Origin of the sequence: Butyrivibrio hungatei DSM 14810 (assembly GCF_900143205.1) — a bacterium.
Taxonomy (GTDB): domain Bacteria; phylum Bacillota; class Clostridia; order Lachnospirales; family Lachnospiraceae; genus Butyrivibrio; species Butyrivibrio hungatei.
Window position 1 is genome coordinate 670,283 of record NZ_FRDH01000003.1, and the last position, 17,863, is coordinate 688,145.

Sequence of the window (17,863 nt, forward strand, 5' to 3'; positions counted from 1 at the left end):
GTGTCAGCAATTACTTTATAACAATTTCTTTTCGATGAGTTCCTTTAGCTTGGTTGAGCTTGTGGACTGAGTATATGGGAAAAACTCCAGTGTGGCGCCATGTTTTTCAAGGAATTCCTTGAATGAAGCAAATCCCGGATCATTGACATAATCTGTTCCAGAAAACTGCACATCAAAATGATGCATCTTCCAGGCATCCTCTGTTCCATTGAACATATATGGAATTTCTACAGCTTCATCAACATATCTGCAGGACTTCACCATCTCAATTCGCTCGTCAAATGGCACGAACGGCTCAGTTCCCTTGAATCTGCGAACGCCTTCATCAGATACAACGCCCACTATCAGGTAGTCGCACATCTCTTTTGCCCGCCTGAACATATTGAGATGTCCAATGTGATAAAGGTCGAATACTCCGGCAATATATCCCACATGATATTTCTTACCACCTTTTTTACCTACCGTGCTATTCTCGTAGTTTCTTACTGAATCATCACAGATAGGATGACGTTTTCTAGGATATGCCTTACCCGGATCAAATATGCTGTATTCATGGATTCCCATCGCGTCAAGCTGCTTCATTACTGAAAGATAGTTCTTGATGCAGATGATGATCTTGTATTCACCGTGCTTTAGCTTCTTTAACGTCTCAGGAGACCCTATCTCTACACCCTTGAACTTACCATCTGATGGCTGGTAGCCCTCTGGATAGAGCTTGTCCCCCCATCTCTTCTCATTATTATCAAGAACAGCGCTAACTTCATAGTCCTCACCGTATAGTGCAAGGAATCTCCTTGCAAACACGCCGCTTCCAAATAGGATGAGCTTTCTAGTGTCAGCCTGGTCAAAGATATCAACGAACAATCGCTGGTAGTCGTCAACAGAGTAATTCATACGCTGGCGGTTGGCTGCAATTATCTCGCCATTTGCTCGAACATTTTTGTAGTATTCATCAAGTTCGCCGCGGTTCATAACTCTGTTAAAAAAGTCGAACTCTATATTTAAATATTTGCTTCCACCTTGCGTTGTATATGGATTTTGTATGTTATATCTTTTGTACAAAACATCAGGGTCCATGTACTTTCTAAGATCAGCGCTACCGCAAAAGAAAGTAAATACTAATCGGCTCACAAGTACGTCAGCTGGCAGATCTTTTACGCAGAATTCCTGATCAAAGAAAACAAACTTGCCATTAACATACAGACTGTTAAGAGGCACCATATCGATAAAGCCTTCTTTTAAAAGAGGTATCTTCTGACCTCCCCAGTCTTCCTTTTCCTTCTTTAGTCTGCTTCGTTTCTGCTTATCTGTTTCTTTTGGCGGAGCTATAGTCTTGTATTCTCCCAAATGGATTTCAGAAGATTTCATAATGATATCTCTGAATTCATCCATCTTTTCTAAAAACTTTTCTTTATCTGATCTAAGAAGCTGCTCTAAGTAGACTTGTCCTGTAGGTGCGTCAATATAAGGAGTAATGTAGGTTCCTTTCACTATCTTTGCATCTACAACGTCAATTCCCTGTCCTGCAAGCTTCTTACCATTTTCAATAAGATTCTTTAATCTGTTTTCCCCCTCTTTATAAGGAGCTTTTTTACAAACCCTTCCGCTCTCATAAATCGTGGTGATTATGGCGTTTTCTTTTCCCCTGTCTAAGGAACTGGTTATCTGCAGTGCGTCGCAGGGCTTTCCCTTTAAAGGACATTCAACCAGGAATGCATTGGCCATCTGATGGAACATTCCGTTATCCAAAAGACCCTTGTATAAAGCCCTTTCTTCCAAAAAGAGCGATGAAATTGAGTTATATATAGGAAAATGCCTGTTAGACATATCTTCATTAGGAATAAATCCCTCTGAAAACATAAACGTAGGGTTTTCAAGCCCTGAAAAAACTGAATAAAACTTTGGGGTCTTAAATCCAGCACTCTGAAGTTTCGTAGTTATCTGAGACTTGTCATAGGTTCTACCAGCGAATGTGTCCTCAGCCTTACTATAGGCTCTGAAATAATCATCTATTCCGTCCATGACCTGGCCAGTGTAGACGTCTTTATCACCGCAGAAATATCTAATTCCAAGACGATTGTTCATTCCAAGAAGGAGCGTTCCTTTTGGCGATAACTTTTCTCTACATTTGCAAAAGAACTCCTGAATATCCTGTTGCATTTCCAAATATCCAATGCACACGATATAATCAGGCTTTTCGCCGTTCTTTAGACCTTTTAGCCCCTTTAATGATACCTGACTAACTTTTTCTCCATAGCAATCGGAAAGCATTTTAAAAATGGCATCCTTATTACCAACGTACAGGATCTTAGAATTCTCTTTAAATGGATACCATCTGATGATTGCGGTTGGAAGGTCTTTTATTATGTTTTTCGCCTTGGTGCTAATATTCAATCTACAGTTCCTCCAAAACTAATCTATCTTTTTTACATATAACAGATCAGTAAATGCCGTCTTGAATCTTTCCTTGTTGTGCATTACATACATCGCTGTAAGGTTCTCCATAAGGTAACCAGCATAGCGATCTTCTCTGACAATGCCCTGACTATCATAAAAATCCGTAACATCCTTCATAACAGTAAAGGCAAAGTCTGCATATTCATCAAATACACTCTTTTTCATGATCATGAGGTTTGCCCCTGGATAACAAAACGCGTGGCCATACTCTATTAGTGTATCGGCATATTCAGGAAAATGCCTTATAAGTGCCTTTTCCATTAGTTCCCAGTCCTGTTTTGGAATATATCTTGGGCAAAAGAAATCTTTGATAGGCGCCCCTACAAGCATTGGAGTGGTAACTACTATATCTATTCCATTAGTTTCTATCTTTTGCAGGTCTTTTTCATCAATATCCATATATCTGGCATAGTGGTAAAGCCCCACATAGTCTGCGTCATGGGCATTCTTCCACATCCAGTAAAGAGCTGTGCCTTCAGAGAAATCACGATTTAGCTTGGAAATATTTTCTCCCGTATCGTCTCTATATTCACAGATTTGATTGCTTGTCAGGGCTGCACCAACCTGAATATCATCTACAAATGCAGGCTTATCTAATAAAAGAGGCGCTACATCTGATGAGCAGCGTGCTCTAAAGATCTTAATCTTTGAAAGATCAGCATCACCTGATGCTTTCTCATCTTTAAGAAGTCTTATTTTTCCATATGAATGCTCAAAGCTTTCTTTTAACTTATCCTTTTCAAAAAAAGGATATCTTATGGTTACTTCATTTTTTAAGACCATATAGTAAAAGCGATAATTCATGCCTTCTCTTGTCAGATGGCAAAAGCCATATTCGTCATATGGCATCTTCTCAACTTTTACTTCCTTATCCAGGCTTTCAAAATATCTCTTAGCTTTTATGTACTCATATAAAAGCCTGTCTTCGCTTGAAAGTGGAATAATGTTTGAAAAATGTTGCTCAAGCAGGCCCTTTTGTGCTTCCTGAATGTAATCTTTCTTGGCTAATGCCAATATTACAGGTGCATTCTTATCTAAAGAATCATCACTAAGTGAAAATACTGGTATCTGCTCTATATTTTTGTCATTTTCATTTATATTTTTGACAATAAAGCCCTTAACAAGGTCTTTATAGCCGCATTTATCTATAAGTGCCAGCATTTCTCTACCTCTTTTGCCTGCACCATACAAATAAAACTCTATTCCGCGTGAAAATAAGTTATCGAATGACATGATCATTGGTTTGCCCTCTATAACAATTGTATATACATTTTGGGTGTTTTTCAAAATGTTTTATGCAACAGGGTTGCTTTTTGGGTTGCTTTTAGGGTTGCCTCTTGCATTATATCGCTACAGCGATATAATGATATTAGAGGAAATAATATTATGAAGGAAATCATTTATCACGGATCAGATCACATTATAGAAAAGCCCGAATATGGCCTTGGTGCAACGACTAACGACTATGGTCGTGGATTTTATTGCACCAAAAGTCTTGAACTTGCTAAAGAATGGGCATGTGGAAAAGGTTCTGATGGCTTTGCAAACAAATATGAACTAGACTTGGATGAATTAAAAGTAATCAATCTAAATCAAGAACCATACAACATATTAAATTGGCTAGCTGTGCTGACTAAGCACCGTACATATTGGCAAAACAGCAGCATATCAGCTGAAGCTAAGGCATATTTGCAAGAGCATTTCTATGTAGACATATCTGATTATGATGTTGTCATCGGATATAGAGCGGATGATTCTTATTTTTCCTTTGCTCAAGATTTTGTTTCCGGAACTATATCACTTCAAAAGTTGCAAAGAGCAATGCACTTGGGAGAACTTGGCGAACAAATTGTGCTCATAAGCAAAAAAGCTTTCTCTCATATTAAATACTTAGGAAATGAGTCTGCAGAATCATCTATATACTACAATCAAAAAAATGACCGAGATAAACGTGCAAAACAAGCATACAGATCAGAAAAGAACATAACTGCCAATCTAGATGAGCTTTTCATTCTTGATATCATGAGAGGAAATATTCAAAATGGAGATCCACGCCTACAGTGAACTTTATATTGAATCTGCCCAAAACATCTTGGGACATATGTTTGATTACGCCATAAATGAAGTAGGTCTTGAACCAAATGAATTTGCCAACCGCTTTGTTGTCTCACCTATTTCAAAAGAATTTGAGAAAGGTAATCCTACTTATGTTGCAGGCAAAACAGGGCCTGAAATAGCCAAATTAGTTCTTACTGGTAGTGGTTATTCGAAAAGATTTCCAGATGAAGTAATGTACATAGATAGAAGTCCGGAGTACTGGGCTGGCTGGTCTCTTGCCTACTATCAGTGGCTTAGGAACTACCATTTTATGCACATTCTCAAAGCTGCACCTTTTTCAAAAATACTCGAAATGTATTCCATCTATCACGAAATGGATATCAATCAATTTGTAGATAGATTGGATGATATCTTAAACACTTTCTATCCTCAGACACCTCTCAGGAGGTATAGAGAAATAGCTGGATTATCACAAAGTGAGCTTTCATCCATATCCGGAGTCCCGCTTAGACAGATACAGCTTTTTGAACAAAGACAAAGAGACATAAGAAAAGCACAGTCAATAACTGTGCTTATGCTTAGCAAGGCTCTTGGATGTAGTATGGAAGATTTGATGTAGCTAGTCAAAAATCAAGCGAATCGCAGCATTTATCACCGTTTCCGAGATTGCTTTACATTTTTATGAGCGAATATTCTACTACTCATTACACTTTTATGAGGGAAGAATTGCAACGTAAAATAAGAACTGAGCGTTGATTTATAATTTTTTTAACAGAACCAATCTGTGTTTTCGCAAACAAAAGTTGAATAGCTTCTAGAAAAGTAGTCTTTCCGCTATTATTGTCACCCACTATAAGATTTATATTTGAAAAGCCAGTAATCTCTAGCTGTTTAATCCCTCTAAAACTATTTATTTCTATTGATTCAATATGTCCCATTATTCATCTCCTCCCATTTTCTCAAAGCTAACAACCAATTTTGTATTTGTTGAAGCAGCAATTTTTTGCAATGTATCAAGTCGTGGTGCTACTTTACCATTCAAAATTTTACTGATATTAGACTGGGACATTCCGGTTATCCTGCACAGATCTTCTTGTGTAAGCTTATTTTCGTCCAAAATTCTTTGTATTTCAGCTGACACTCCATTAAGCATCTCACTTAACGCTCCATTGGAATTATTAACATGCGCATTTTTAGAGTGAGAAGCTGGTTTTTTCAAGTTGTTTATCTGTTGAAATATTGCATCAATATCATTGTTACCCATAATAACATCCTCCATTTATGTTAAGTATAACATAATTAAGAGAACAAGAACATAAAATTGTTTTTTATAACAAAGAAGCTTTAAAATATGTCATTAATGACATATTTTGATTTTCAAAGCATAACTCAATCTAATCTCATTGGTTACAATATCTGTCATTTCCACGGCAAAAATTCACTTTCTGTAATAATCTTTTTCGCTAATGTTTTCTTTGGCATAGACTCCATCAAAAAAGGACGCACTCATTCTACCAATGATGTCGGCAAAATGCTCGCTGATGAATTTGGGATTTGATGTAATAAGTCATAAAACCTAATGTTGCAAAGCAAATATCCCCTCTTTCACAAATTATGAAGATTTATGAAAGAAATATTAAATTATGAAGAATTATGAAAACAATATTGAATTATGAAGAATTATGAAAGTATAATAGTTTTATGAAAGATTATGAAAAACCACGAAAGGATGTTGGTATATGAAAAAAGGTAATCCATTTACACTCACCTTCGGAAAACAGCCAAATGAGTATATTTCAAGATATGAAAATACTGATACCATACTAAGTACTTTTGAAGCTGATAATCCGGTAAGTCAAGCCTATCTCATCGAAGGTATACGAGGCAGTGGAAAGACAGTTCTAATGACATCCATCGCAAACGAGCTCAAAAAAAACACCGACTGGATAGTCATAGATCTTAACTCAACACAGAGCCTCATAGATGACTGTGCAATGAGACTAGTAGATTCCTGTAAAAAATTCCCTGATCTTTTAAAACAGGGATTCAATATTTCTGTTGCCGGATTTGGAATAGGCGTAAACGGAAATGAAACGCCCAAAGACAGTATCAGCATAATAGACGATATACTGTCATCGTTGAAAAAGCACCACAAAAAGGTAGTGATAACAATTGATGAGGTACTGCATGATGACAACATGCGTCATTTTGCCAGCCAATTCCAGATATTTGTAAGAAAAGATTATCCTGTATTTCTCATCATGACAGGTCTGTATGAAAACATTTATGCAATACAGAATGATCCTGCTCTTACATTTTTATTAAGAACACCCAAAATACATCTTGAGCCCCTTAGCATGCTCCAGATAACCAAACAATACGCAGAAATTTTTCAATTGGACCAGGATAAGGCAAAAAATCTCGCACAGATAACAAAAGGATATGCTTTTGCATTTCAAGCACTAGGTCTTCTTTATTATGAACATCGTGAGGAAATGGAACTTAATGAAATTCTCTCAAAGCTAGATGATATGCTAGATGACTTTGTTTATAAGAAGATATGGGATAGTCTTTCAAGACAGGATAAAGATGTTGTCCTGACAATAAAGAAAGAAAATACTAAAGTCAGTGATATTTGCAAAAAGCTTAACATGACATCCAGTGTTTTTTCCAAGTACCGTGAGCGTCTCATGAAACGTGGAATAATAACATCTCCACAGCATGGATATGTTTCTCTGGCTTTGCCACGATTTGAATCAATAGCCAAGAACTATGAATAAGAATCCGCCTTTTTATAAGCTATATTTTTATCAAGTTAGTAAAGAAAGCAATGCCCCAAGTGGTGCATCGCTTTCTTTGCTATTTTATTTATTAAATTTCTTCTTTTTTGAAATAGTATTTTCCACCGTCTTCACGATAAGCAAAAACCGTCTTTATATCCAATTCCTCCATTAGCTTATACGTAAATGGTCGTTTTCCTTCATTTCTCATTTCACAGAATTCGTCCATCTGTCTGTTTTTACAATATATCAATGGTGCAGCTACTACTTCTTTTATTTGATCATTAAGACCAAAATCGTCAATTATTTTTTTCACATTAACTTGCTTTGAGTATGTATATGCCTCTAAAACACACCTTAACAAATTCTCTGTACTATTCTCCTGCTTCAACTCAAGAATATATAAGGTAGTATCCTTTACTGATAGCAGGTCTATTGCAGGTACATGTCCATCTTGCAATGGTGTCTGATAATCTATTATCTTTCCAATAAATTCATAATCTATATCGAGCTTATTGCAATTATTAAATAATTTAACCGCCACTCTTTCTTCTTTTCTATTTGAATTTTCTCTTTCAAGCACGCCGCTATGGCCTGCATTATATGATCCTGTTCTTTCCAGCTCCTTTATATTCCTAAAATCCTCTATATGGCTTAAAACAAACTCAGCTACAACATCCGAGCTATACTCTTCAGACTGTTTTATTGTTCCGACCCAATTCTTATACTTTGAATCATAAAAGCCACTTGCAGTCTTGACTTCCAACCATTCTTTACATAAACCTTCAACTTCTACTCTTGTATAAGCCATATTCCCTCCTTTAAATCCAGATTTCTTTATCTTCTCATTCACCTGCTCCAAATCAATATATTCGCATCTTTCACCCCCTTTTCACTTAACTGCTTTTTCATCATTTCATAATGATTCTTATTAGCCACAATAAACGTAGTGTCATCCAAATCACTTATATCTTCAGGCTTAACTACTGGTATCCCTGCAAACTCATTAATAGTCCCAGCATTATTATCAATAAAACTATCCACCTTAATACCGTTTGAATCCAGATATACAAGGCATTCTCTGCCATAATTACCGGCGCCAAAAATAATAGCCCTTTTGTTCCCGTGCTCTTTACACGCTTCGACCAGTTCCATTCGCGGGCGTTCTGATTGCGCCAATTCATCAGCTAAGCCTTCTGCATTATTACATATTCTCTCGTAACCTTCCCACACCCAAGGGAATACATCATCTTTTGTAATAACGCCCTTTGATACAGCTTCATCTATCTTATCCTTAAGCCATTTGTATGAAGGATACACATCCTCATCAAATATTCTTTTCCCTTTTAAAAGAAATATGATATTACCTACAAATGACTGGAACATGTATAGATAAACGCCTTTTACATGTGGTAATCTATCCTTCCATTCATCAAATAAGTTTTCAAATTCGTCCTTGGAAAAAATGATAGCCTTTCCAGAATTCATAGATGCTGTCGGTCTGTCGGTTCTATAGCAATAAAGCGTATCTTTTATATACATTGCCCTATCAGCACATGAAATAACCTTTTCAACAAAACCTATATCCTGAAAAGCTGCTCCTGGAGTCTCACGAAGCATAATTCCATTTTCTTTTAAGAAAGATGTTTTATATATACCTCGCCAGATAAGATAATCACATTTGTAGACGTCATCTATAAATGTTGGGTCGATGACATGATCATAAATCTTCTCATTATGTAAAAATGTGTTATCAGGTTTAAGTAATTCATATCCATTAAGCATGGTACTAAACCTGTAAAAATCACTTTTTACATAGTCCAAATTATTATCTTTAGCTATCTTATACAGAGTCTCATACATGTTATCCATAACAAAATCATCTGTTTCCAAAATAGCTATATATGATCCTTTAGCCATTGAAATTCCCAAATTCACCTGATAACCATAGCTCTTTTTTTCAGATATGATCACATGCATGTTTGAGTATTCTTTTTCATAGGCATAAAGACGCTCCAATGTACCATCAGTCGAACCAGCATCAATGAGTAGCACCTCAAGTTCTGAAAATACACTTTGAGAAATAAGACTGTTAATACATTTATCTATATATGGATATACATTTAAGCTTGGTAAAATCACTGTAAGAATTGGATTCAAACTTTTATCCTCTGCTGTTACCATTCACAAATAATTTCGGATCAATGTATTCATAATAATCTGTCATAGTTCTAATCTGATCATTAGCGTACACACACTCAGTAAAAAGATTGTTTTTATCATGACCAAGAAAATAGGATGAAAGTACCTGAAACATATTGTAAAAGCCTAAACAGAAAATAATTCCGTAATCATCATCTAATATGGCACCTTGCTCATAAGCACAAATATCAATTCCATCCAAATTTTCTTCATGTACATTATTAGAAACAAACACTGATTCCACGTTTATTCCATTCTGCCTTAAGACTTCTATGCGTCGTTTAGCTATCTTGCCGGCTCCATATACATATATTTTTTTATATTTCTTAGAAAAAGAAATCATATGCTCACAGATTTCTTCTTCCTTTAATTTACTTATTTTTTCCCTTGGATCATACAGTTTAGTCAAACCTTTTATAGGAATAATTGCAGTTTTAAACAATTCCATCCTAGGCACTGCGGTACATATCTTCCACCGAAAAAAATACTTAAAAAACTGTCTAATGCCGTACGTACCTGCACTACGCATTTGTTTTAACGCTTGAAGATTTATAAAGTGAGTATAATACTCATACATTCCAATTACCTTTGTCTTATTTTTATAACAACTCGGTAAATCTCTGATAGTATTAACCCACTGTCCAAGCAAAACATTAAAAAAGTCTGTACTTCTCCAATGGTTATTAGATTCAAGCCCACTAGAAATAGTCGCATAATCAATAACGCAACATAAATTTAGCACATTTATCTCTTCCATTTGGCTCAATCTCTCAAAATATACGCCTAACTGAGAGAAACCAATATGGCGATCATCACAATACTTTTTCCTAATGTATTCCCAATCCACACCTTTCAAAAAAGTGTCTGTCTTTAATATACATGCCCCATATAAAGTAAGGTAGTGCGCACATTTTTCAAATACTACTTGCTTATCATGTAAGACTACTGTTCCCAAAGTTGAATGATCATATGTGTCGGTAATTATTAACGGATAATTATTATCAAGTTCAGCACAAACACGTCTATATACTTGTTCACTCCATCTAAGCGAATCCCCCATCATCCATACATAATCGTAGCCATTTAAAATAGTCTCATCCGACCATATGTTTAGGATTTTTACATTCGAAGGAACAGACGATTCAACTTTAACTATAAATAAATTGTTATGATTTACCCTAAACTCCTCAACTACATTTTCAGTTTCATCATCATCACTTGAGTCATAGATATAAACATCAATTGCTAATTTCTCAAGAACAACCAACGACATCTCTAAATATTCTTTGATATGTGCAGGCCTCTTAAATGTAGGTATACAAATTGCTAATTTCTTCATACTATTCACCCACTACACAATAATCTATATTTCTTTTATACCCATACGATTCAACTATTCTTTTTACATCATCTGCATCTTTCAATGCCACAATTATAAAAGTGTTTTCCTGTTGGTTCTTCAAAGTCTCTGGGTCATTGTAATAACCCTTAAGTTTTCCGCCATCATAGCACTCTACTTCAATAGAGAGATTCTCCGCTTTGCATAATTCCATGTAAACACTTTTGCCATAATGCCCCATACCCCAGATAGCAATTTTCCTACCCTCCAATGTATTCTTGGCATTTCTAATTGTATCCCGAAAAATAGAATTACGTTGATAAACACTCTCATATAATTTAATCATTCTTTTTTCTGCTATCTCATTTATTGCAAAATCTTCCGGATAGTATTCAACGGGTGTATCTAGCAGCGTCATATTTCCGTTTAGAGCATCTAACATGGCATCTTGGCAATTAGTTCCTGACTCATCATAGATAGTCATCGATAATGGCTTTTTTGAATACAAAACTAATCCATTATTTTGAACAATAGTGACATACCAATATGCGGCCCAAGAATCTAAAGTGCCATCATAGTTTGCAATAATCTGCTTCCACAAATCAAACCCAGCTTTATTGTATCTGTACACCTCATTTCGAGGAGTATCCTTAAAGAGAGTTTGAGGATTTCTTTTATATAACGCCCAGCTTTCTTTCCAAGTTGCCCATCCATAACAATCAGAAAAGCCTGAAAAAAAAGAATCCGGAAGGTCATTCGTGCAAATGTCTATCATACTTCCACAAATCTGCATAACTCTAGAATCATCACAGTACTTATCAAGAGCCTTATTCATGTAATCCAGAAAAAATGGAGAAAGCACCAGATCATCTTCTAAAACTATTACTCGACCGTACTTTTCTACTACTGTTGTTACGCCATCGATAATATTGCGCCTAAGTCCCCAGTTTTTTTCGCGCTCAATGATTGTCTTACTTTTGAAGCCTTTTATGCTCTGCAGATACTTCCTTACTTCATTCACTGCATCTTGTTTTTCTACATTTGCTGCGGCATCTGAATAAACAAAAAGATCAGAATGCTTAGATTCATCATTCTGCAAAAGTGTTTCTATTAATTTTTTCAGATGGTCGACTCTGTTATACGCAAATATAACTATAGGTGCAAACTTCTCCAAAATAGACTAATTCCTTTCCTCAACATCAACCCCAAATTGCCCATGTTCTATTTATCTGCCTATCAAGTTCCTCGGCATTCCAGTTTCTAACAATATTCCTTGGTATCTGGTATTCATTTATTCCTTCTCTCCACAATCCCTGCTTTACAATACCAGCTTTTTTGATTTTTTCTTCTTTTAAAATCTCGCATGTATTATCTGTGTAATCAGCCTTTGTCCCAAATGGGTATGAAAAAACCGTTATCTCTTTACCAATGATATCTTCTAATCTTTTCTTTGACTCTCTAATTTCCCATCTTTGCTTCTCTTCGCTTTCACAAGCAAGTGAGCTATGAGTCACAGTATGAGCACCAATAGTTATGTATTTTGACTCAGCAAGCTTTCGCAGTTCTTCTTGATCAACTAATCTAAAATCTGCCCTAGGAAAATCATTAGGTTTTATTATCCTGGCTAATCTTCTTATCTCTTTCTCACGATTTTCAGAACTCATCGCTTTCATTATTCGATGAGCACATAAGTAACTTTTATATCTATTATCTTCACTGTCAAATGCTAGTTCCTCTGTTCCTACTACTATTTTTTCAGGCAACTGACTAGGTAATAGCAATAAAGACTCAAGAGCATCCCACCACATCTCATTGGCTGTTCCCAAATTTCCAGAGCTGACAAATATAGTAGCGGGCACTTCATATTTCTCGAGTATAGGAAGTGCATTCCAATAATTATCCGCATAGCCATCATCAAAAGTAAGTACGATAGATTTATCCTTTAAACAAGTCCAATCATCCTCAAATCTTACAACGTTATAGTTTTCCTTAATATATCTAACTTGCTCCTCAAAATTCTCAACACTAACTGCCAGTTGCTGTGGATCAGTAGACAAATTGATAACGCGATGATAAAACAAGACATTCACAAAACTATCGGAAATATATAAACCACTATATCTACTTTCAGACTTTACCTTTTCGACATCACCATCGCTAAAAATAGAATAATTGTTAATACCTCTCTTTTCTAATTCTGCAGTCATCTGGATAGCGTTCTTTGAATTAGCTGCTATAACAAAAGCTGAGCCAGATTTTTCATCTATTTCAGCTATAGTTTTTACAAGCTTCCCAAATATCTCACTTTTATCTTTTTCTTTAGTAACAATGAAATTACAAAAATCCAGTCCGTGTTCCTTTAGCCATATAGCCAATTCTTTGCCATATATACCTGCACCATATATATTTATTTTGCCATTATTCTTCTCGCAAAACTCACGCCAATCCTGTGTCATCAGAATTCCTTTCTGGCAGTTATTCCTATTACAATTGGATAGTCCTTATCTTGAACATCCAGCATGTTCTTTTCGTCCAAATCTTCAACAGAAACTCCTTGTACAAAAGCTGTTGCAGACAATGCATTGCCAAAAGATGAAACTTTGATATTCTCTGATTCAAACTTTTCTTCCAGAAGCTTCTTGATTGATAACGCAGTGAATCCCCAATAGTGCCCCCATCTGTCCATATCAAATCTTGAAATAGGTGAAATAGTTCCAGCTACTGTAGCTAGCAAATATCCTCCTGGTTTTAGCAAATAATAAGCGCCTTCAATAGCTTTTTTTACATCGTAAATAAAATTAAATGTCTGAGTACAAATGAAGACATCATACTTTTCTTTTGGTAATGTATCTGTATTAGTCAGATCCATTCCTTTTGCATAGTCCAAAATATCAAAATGTGTCTCTTCATTACGAGTTGAGCTAAAGTACTTCTTACTATAGCTGTCTGCCCCTACTTCAATAATATTACTAGGTTTAACTCCACTATCTATTACTTCATGAGATGCTTCTTCTAAATAGTTCTCGATATAGTATCTGTCAATCGGCGTTCCACGATCTAATCCAAACACTCTGCTTACAGGATCTAATCCATGTAATAGTCTTCTGTCTTTTACATCATCAGTCTCCCTGATATATTCAGCAACACTATTCTGATCAATGCAGATAAAATTATGAAAATCATTTGATTCCAATTCTTTAACAACGTCACATCTGTTTTTGTTTGAAACTGCAACTATTATGCCTGTGTTCCTAGCATCAATTTGACTTGATTTAAAAAAATCACCTACGCCTAATATTTCAATATCATCATAAATTTTATCTTTACCTGTTATTTGAGTAACTATTATTCCGTCTATTGTTTGACTAACACGAATTGTAGCTTCAATCAAGGATTTGGCTAAAAGGCCATTTCCATAAACATAATTTCTCTGATTTTCTTTTACAAAATCTGCAATTAAGCCCAACTGTTTTCCCCCGTACACTTAACTCTCATTAGACACTTTTTTATATATTTCGCTAATCTGAGAATAAATCCCCTCTCTACTATATCTATCATTAGCTACTTTTCTCTCACATTCCGACATTTCTTGAGAAAAAGTATCATTATCCACTATTTTTCTAAAGCATTCCACAAACATATATGGAGCATCCATTTGATACATTACCCCTGTTCTTTCATGCTCTATAAGGTCTGGAGTACCACCAGTGTATGAGGCAATCACGGGAACCCCAAGCATTTGAGCTTCTCCAATAGAATTTGAAGAATTTTCAATAGTAGAGCAATTCACAAACACATGAGCTTTCAGATATTGTTCAACCATTTCTTCTGATGTCAAAGCCTTAATGAAATCAACTATATCAAGCAATCCATATTCACTTAATATATTAAGCAAAAATCTATCATGCGGCTTCTCTTTATCTTTTATTCCGTTAGCAATTCCATTTCCTCCTGCGATAGTCACATGTATATCTGGATAATCTTCTCTCAGCATCGCTATAGCTGGCAAAATCAAATGAAGTCCCTTAAGTGCATAATCAGCCTGACTAATGAAAATGCTATATCTATTGCAATTTTTAACACTCCAAAAGCTATCTGTGTTATAGAATTCTTTTCTTAGTACCTCTCCACATTCCAAATAATTAGCACTTTTACAAATATACTTTACATACGAATGGTCCCAATTAGTCCTACCTAGAATATATGTTGCCTTACTTATCGTCTCTATTTCATCCTTACCTTTTTCAACGAACATAAGCTGATTTTCACGCATACTTTTATATCCGTTGCAACGATAATCAAGCCATTTATCATCAACCCCGAAATTGAAATAAGGCACAATTGCAGATACAAGTCCCTGAATGTGAATCAGAACTTTATTACCATATCCACTCCTTTCAGCAGCAATCGCAGCCACCAATGAATGTCTGTATTCTGTTCCCCAAATATGTATGGCATCTGGATTAAATCTTTGATATATATCTTCAAACTCTGAAATATATTTAGAGGTTATTCCTTCGTCATTCATACTTGCATGGAATGAATAGCATTGTAATTCTCCAAATATACCGTTCTTCATCCTGCTTTCATCTCTAATTGGAAAACAGCATGCAATTGAATAATTTCCATTCTTCAATAATAGAGAAAGTAAACTACTCATCCAGCCTTCTAAAACGTATTTTCTTACACCGTATATCTCAGCATATTCAGGTAAAATCAAATTACATATCCACAATATTCGCATACCGTCTCACCTATCTGCCAACACTTTATCTAGTTCTCTACAAGTAGGGCAAAACAATTCTTCAAATGCAATTACATCACATCCATAATTGCCATTTTTACTTATCTGATCATATATTTCTTCTTCATATTTTGGGCTTGAAATAACTATCAATCCTTTGGTATATAGCTTATGCGGGCCAGAAATTTTAATTCCTTTTATCTCTTGTCCCCATCTGATTGAATTATTATCCCACATATGTATTCTCTTCTTATCAATCATAGATAGCTTGTCAGCTATGCTTTCGCCTTCTTTGCCACTACCAAAAATGATAATCTCTTCGTACAAGTCAATAATTTGCTCATATGTAAATAATTCCTTATCAGTATGCTTAACTAATTCATTCAGACACTGCTTTAATGAATCCATATCCCGCCTAAACAGCTTTTTTAGCACCATTTTTGAAAAAGGAATTCCATGCTTTGAAGAACAACATGGAAAGACATAAAAATCCTTCCTATGAATTAAACTAATCTGTTCTGCCTGTATTTTATCTCCTTCATTTAGGGCTGGATAAAAATATATAAATATCCCTCGATAGTCTTGTAAACTTTCCGAAATATCAAACCACTTGTTTCTGTCACTAGTCCAATATTTCCCAATATATGGCCATACTTTTTGATCCAATAGTCGTAAATTGAAATATCCAGAAAAGCAGATAATAGCTTTTGCATTTAATGTCATTCCCGCCACAGTAGCCATATATGCTCCAGCAGACGATCCAACAGTTATTATTTCATACCCACTAGTTAGCTGTTTTAGTAAGTCTATGAGTTTATCAATAGAATCAACTTCATCATTTATTCCTGTAATATAAAACTGCTTAGCCACATCCCTCACAAAAATATGCTTTGATGCTATAAATAATCTGTTATCAAACCATTCATATTTATCATTTATAATGAAAGAATTAATGAATTGCTCTTCAGTATTAGGAAAATATATACCAGAACTAGAGAAATAGATAGCACAAATATCACCCTGTTTCTCTGAATCTTCAATCAAGTAATTATTCTTTGCATAGACTTTTTCAAAGTTTTTCCCAGACAATATTGATATTTTGCTAGAATCACTCATTTTATTTCCCCGCCACTAAATCTTTAAGCGCTATCACCCGAATATCATGAAACTTATTCAATATTTTCTTTCTTATATCCTCATAATCATCAATCACAGTTACAATCACGGCATCCACATCGCTACTCATTTCATCCATAGATATTGACTCCATCCCCCACAACTTCTTGCCCTGTTTCCTATCTATTATTTCCTTAATTTCAACCTTGCTGTCATTCAAATGTTTAAATAGTAATGATCCCAACTGGCCTGCACCATATATAGAAATTGTAGTAATTCCCCGATTAAGCAAACTCTTACTTATTTCACAGCCATCCATTTGACTAATCATCCAATTGTAAATGAGGGCATATTTTTTATTCGTATCATCTCCTTTTAATTCAGTGCTATCTTTGGAAGATAATATATTACTCATCTCTGAGAATTCGTTGTATGAAAGTTCTTTATTAAATAGCGTTTTTAATAAAGCTCCTTCCAACCAGTAATTACTCTTATCATATGAAGATGTTCCATTCGTATCAAAAACAGCAATCGTTCTATTTATAATTCTGTGACTTACATTGAAATATGCCAACCGCAAGAAAAGATCAAGATCCATACGATTTTTTAGTATTAAATTGTATCCACCAATTTCATCATATGTTTTTCGAGATAAGACTAATCCTTGGTGCGCCTGTAATCCTTCTCGCCAGTATTCTTCATTTTTGCAATGCATTACTATCCCATCCTTACGCATAACTGCATAGCAAAAAGCATCCACTTGATTATCTTTACAATCACTAACAATATCGCCTACAACATTTTCATCGAAAAAATAGTCACCTGCATTAAGACAAATAATATATTCTCCGGATGACATTTTTATTCCTTTGTTAAAGGCGTCTGATCTGCCTTTATCCGGTTCACTTTTCCATACCACTTTGGAATTTGAAAGTGACCTTAGATACTCTTTTGTCCCATCTTCTGAACCACCATCAATGATGACATGTTCATATTCATGACAATTCTGACTAATAACGGATTCACAAGTTTTTTTCAATCCAGCTATATCATTAAAACAAATAGTAATAATAGAAATAATCATTTTTCTTTGTCCTTACTGAATATCCCAAGAGCTTCATAAAAATTCCCCTTAAAGATCTTACTAATATTTTGTCATTTCACTCT

Annotated in this window: 16 protein-coding genes; 3 read left to right on the forward strand and 13 right to left on the reverse strand. The window is 35.2% G+C overall.

Translation table 11 applies throughout. From position 1 onward, the window contains the following. Positions 1 to 15: 15 nt before the first annotated feature. Both BUA02_RS16045 and BUA02_RS03170 read right to left on the reverse strand, forming a co-directional pair. Complete coding sequence (locus BUA02_RS16045) at positions 16 to 2,394, reverse strand: FAD synthase family protein (protein WP_242946462.1); 2,379 nt, start codon at positions 2,392 to 2,394, stop codon at positions 16 to 18. Positions 2,395 to 2,412: 18 nt separating this feature from the next. Beyond that, positions 2,413 to 3,696: a DUF4422 domain-containing protein gene (locus BUA02_RS03170; protein WP_072700867.1), complete on the reverse strand. Its 1,284-nt coding sequence runs from the start codon at positions 3,694 to 3,696 to the stop codon at positions 2,413 to 2,415. 147 nt (positions 3,697 to 3,843) lie between these two features. Between BUA02_RS03170 and BUA02_RS03175 the strand changes: the two genes are divergently transcribed. Continuing rightward, positions 3,844 to 4,521 carry a DUF3990 domain-containing protein gene (locus tag BUA02_RS03175; RefSeq protein ID WP_072700869.1) on the forward strand — a complete coding sequence of 226 codons (678 nt, stop codon included), beginning with the start codon at positions 3,844 to 3,846 and terminating at the stop codon, positions 4,519 to 4,521. After that, the gene (locus BUA02_RS03180; RefSeq protein ID WP_072700871.1) at positions 4,499 to 5,134 is read left to right on the forward strand and encodes a helix-turn-helix domain-containing protein; all 636 of its coding nucleotides are present in this window, start codon (positions 4,499 to 4,501) and stop codon (positions 5,132 to 5,134) included. Before BUA02_RS03175 ends, BUA02_RS03180 begins: the two co-directional genes overlap by 23 nt. Positions 5,135 to 5,219: 85 nt before the next feature. On the opposite strand, the gene BUA02_RS03185 is transcribed toward BUA02_RS03180, so the two are convergent. Together BUA02_RS03185 and BUA02_RS15660 are read right to left on the reverse strand one after the other, a co-directional pair. After that, positions 5,220 to 5,453 carry an AAA family ATPase gene (locus tag BUA02_RS03185; RefSeq protein WP_072700873.1) on the reverse strand — a complete coding sequence of 78 codons (234 nt, stop codon included), beginning with the start codon at positions 5,451 to 5,453 and terminating at the stop codon, positions 5,220 to 5,222. Beyond that, positions 5,453 to 5,779: a helix-turn-helix domain-containing protein gene (locus BUA02_RS15660; protein WP_072700876.1), complete on the reverse strand. Its 327-nt coding sequence runs from the start codon at positions 5,777 to 5,779 to the stop codon at positions 5,453 to 5,455. Before BUA02_RS15660 ends, BUA02_RS03185 begins: the two co-directional genes overlap by 1 nt. Before the next feature lie 475 nt (positions 5,780 to 6,254). On the opposite strand from BUA02_RS15660, the gene BUA02_RS03195 reads away from it, so the two are divergent. After that, on the forward strand, positions 6,255 to 7,295 hold the full coding sequence (locus tag BUA02_RS03195; RefSeq protein ID WP_072700878.1) for an ATP-binding protein: 1,041 nt from the start codon (positions 6,255 to 6,257) through the stop codon (positions 7,293 to 7,295). A 91-nt stretch (positions 7,296 to 7,386) separates the two neighbouring features. On the opposite strand, the gene BUA02_RS03200 is transcribed toward BUA02_RS03195, so the two are convergent. Genes BUA02_RS03200 through BUA02_RS03240 form a run of 9 tightly spaced genes read right to left on the reverse strand, consistent with a single transcriptional unit; the run spans position 7,387 to position 17,780 of the window. Further along, the gene (locus BUA02_RS03200) at positions 7,387 to 8,106 is read right to left on the reverse strand and encodes a hypothetical protein (RefSeq protein WP_072700879.1); all 720 of its coding nucleotides are present in this window, start codon (positions 8,104 to 8,106) and stop codon (positions 7,387 to 7,389) included. Positions 8,107 to 8,144: 38 nt separating this feature from the next. Continuing rightward, complete coding sequence (locus BUA02_RS03205; RefSeq protein ID WP_072700881.1) at positions 8,145 to 9,455, reverse strand: glycosyltransferase; 1,311 nt, start codon at positions 9,453 to 9,455, stop codon at positions 8,145 to 8,147. A gap of 4 nt (positions 9,456 to 9,459) precedes the next feature. Continuing rightward, positions 9,460 to 10,836: a glycosyltransferase family 2 protein gene (locus BUA02_RS03210; RefSeq protein WP_072700883.1), complete on the reverse strand. Its 1,377-nt coding sequence runs from the start codon at positions 10,834 to 10,836 to the stop codon at positions 9,460 to 9,462. A 1-nt stretch (position 10,837) separates the two neighbouring features. After that, the gene (locus BUA02_RS03215; protein ID WP_072700885.1) at positions 10,838 to 12,010 is read right to left on the reverse strand and encodes a glycosyltransferase; all 1,173 of its coding nucleotides are present in this window, start codon (positions 12,008 to 12,010) and stop codon (positions 10,838 to 10,840) included. A gap of 25 nt (positions 12,011 to 12,035) precedes the next feature. Continuing rightward, positions 12,036 to 13,292: a polysaccharide deacetylase family protein gene (locus BUA02_RS03220; RefSeq protein WP_072700887.1), complete on the reverse strand. Its 1,257-nt coding sequence runs from the start codon at positions 13,290 to 13,292 to the stop codon at positions 12,036 to 12,038. Then, a complete protein-coding gene (locus tag BUA02_RS03225; protein WP_143147363.1) occupies positions 13,292 to 14,320 on the reverse strand; it encodes a methyltransferase domain-containing protein in 1,029 nt (342 codons plus the stop codon). The genes BUA02_RS03220 and BUA02_RS03225 overlap by 1 nt, the downstream gene beginning before the upstream one ends. After that, positions 14,321 to 15,556: a glycosyltransferase family 4 protein gene (locus tag BUA02_RS03230; RefSeq protein WP_178297595.1), complete on the reverse strand. Its 1,236-nt coding sequence runs from the start codon at positions 15,554 to 15,556 to the stop codon at positions 14,321 to 14,323. It abuts the gene before it with no gap. 30 nt (positions 15,557 to 15,586) lie between these two features. Then, on the reverse strand, positions 15,587 to 16,696 hold the full coding sequence (locus BUA02_RS03235) for a hypothetical protein (RefSeq protein ID WP_072700894.1): 1,110 nt from the start codon (positions 16,694 to 16,696) through the stop codon (positions 15,587 to 15,589). A gap of 1 nt (position 16,697) precedes the next feature. Beyond that, entirely contained in the window at positions 16,698 to 17,780 is a 1,083-nt protein-coding gene (locus BUA02_RS03240) for a glycosyltransferase (protein WP_072700896.1), read from the reverse strand. Positions 17,781 to 17,863: the final 83 nt, after the last annotated feature.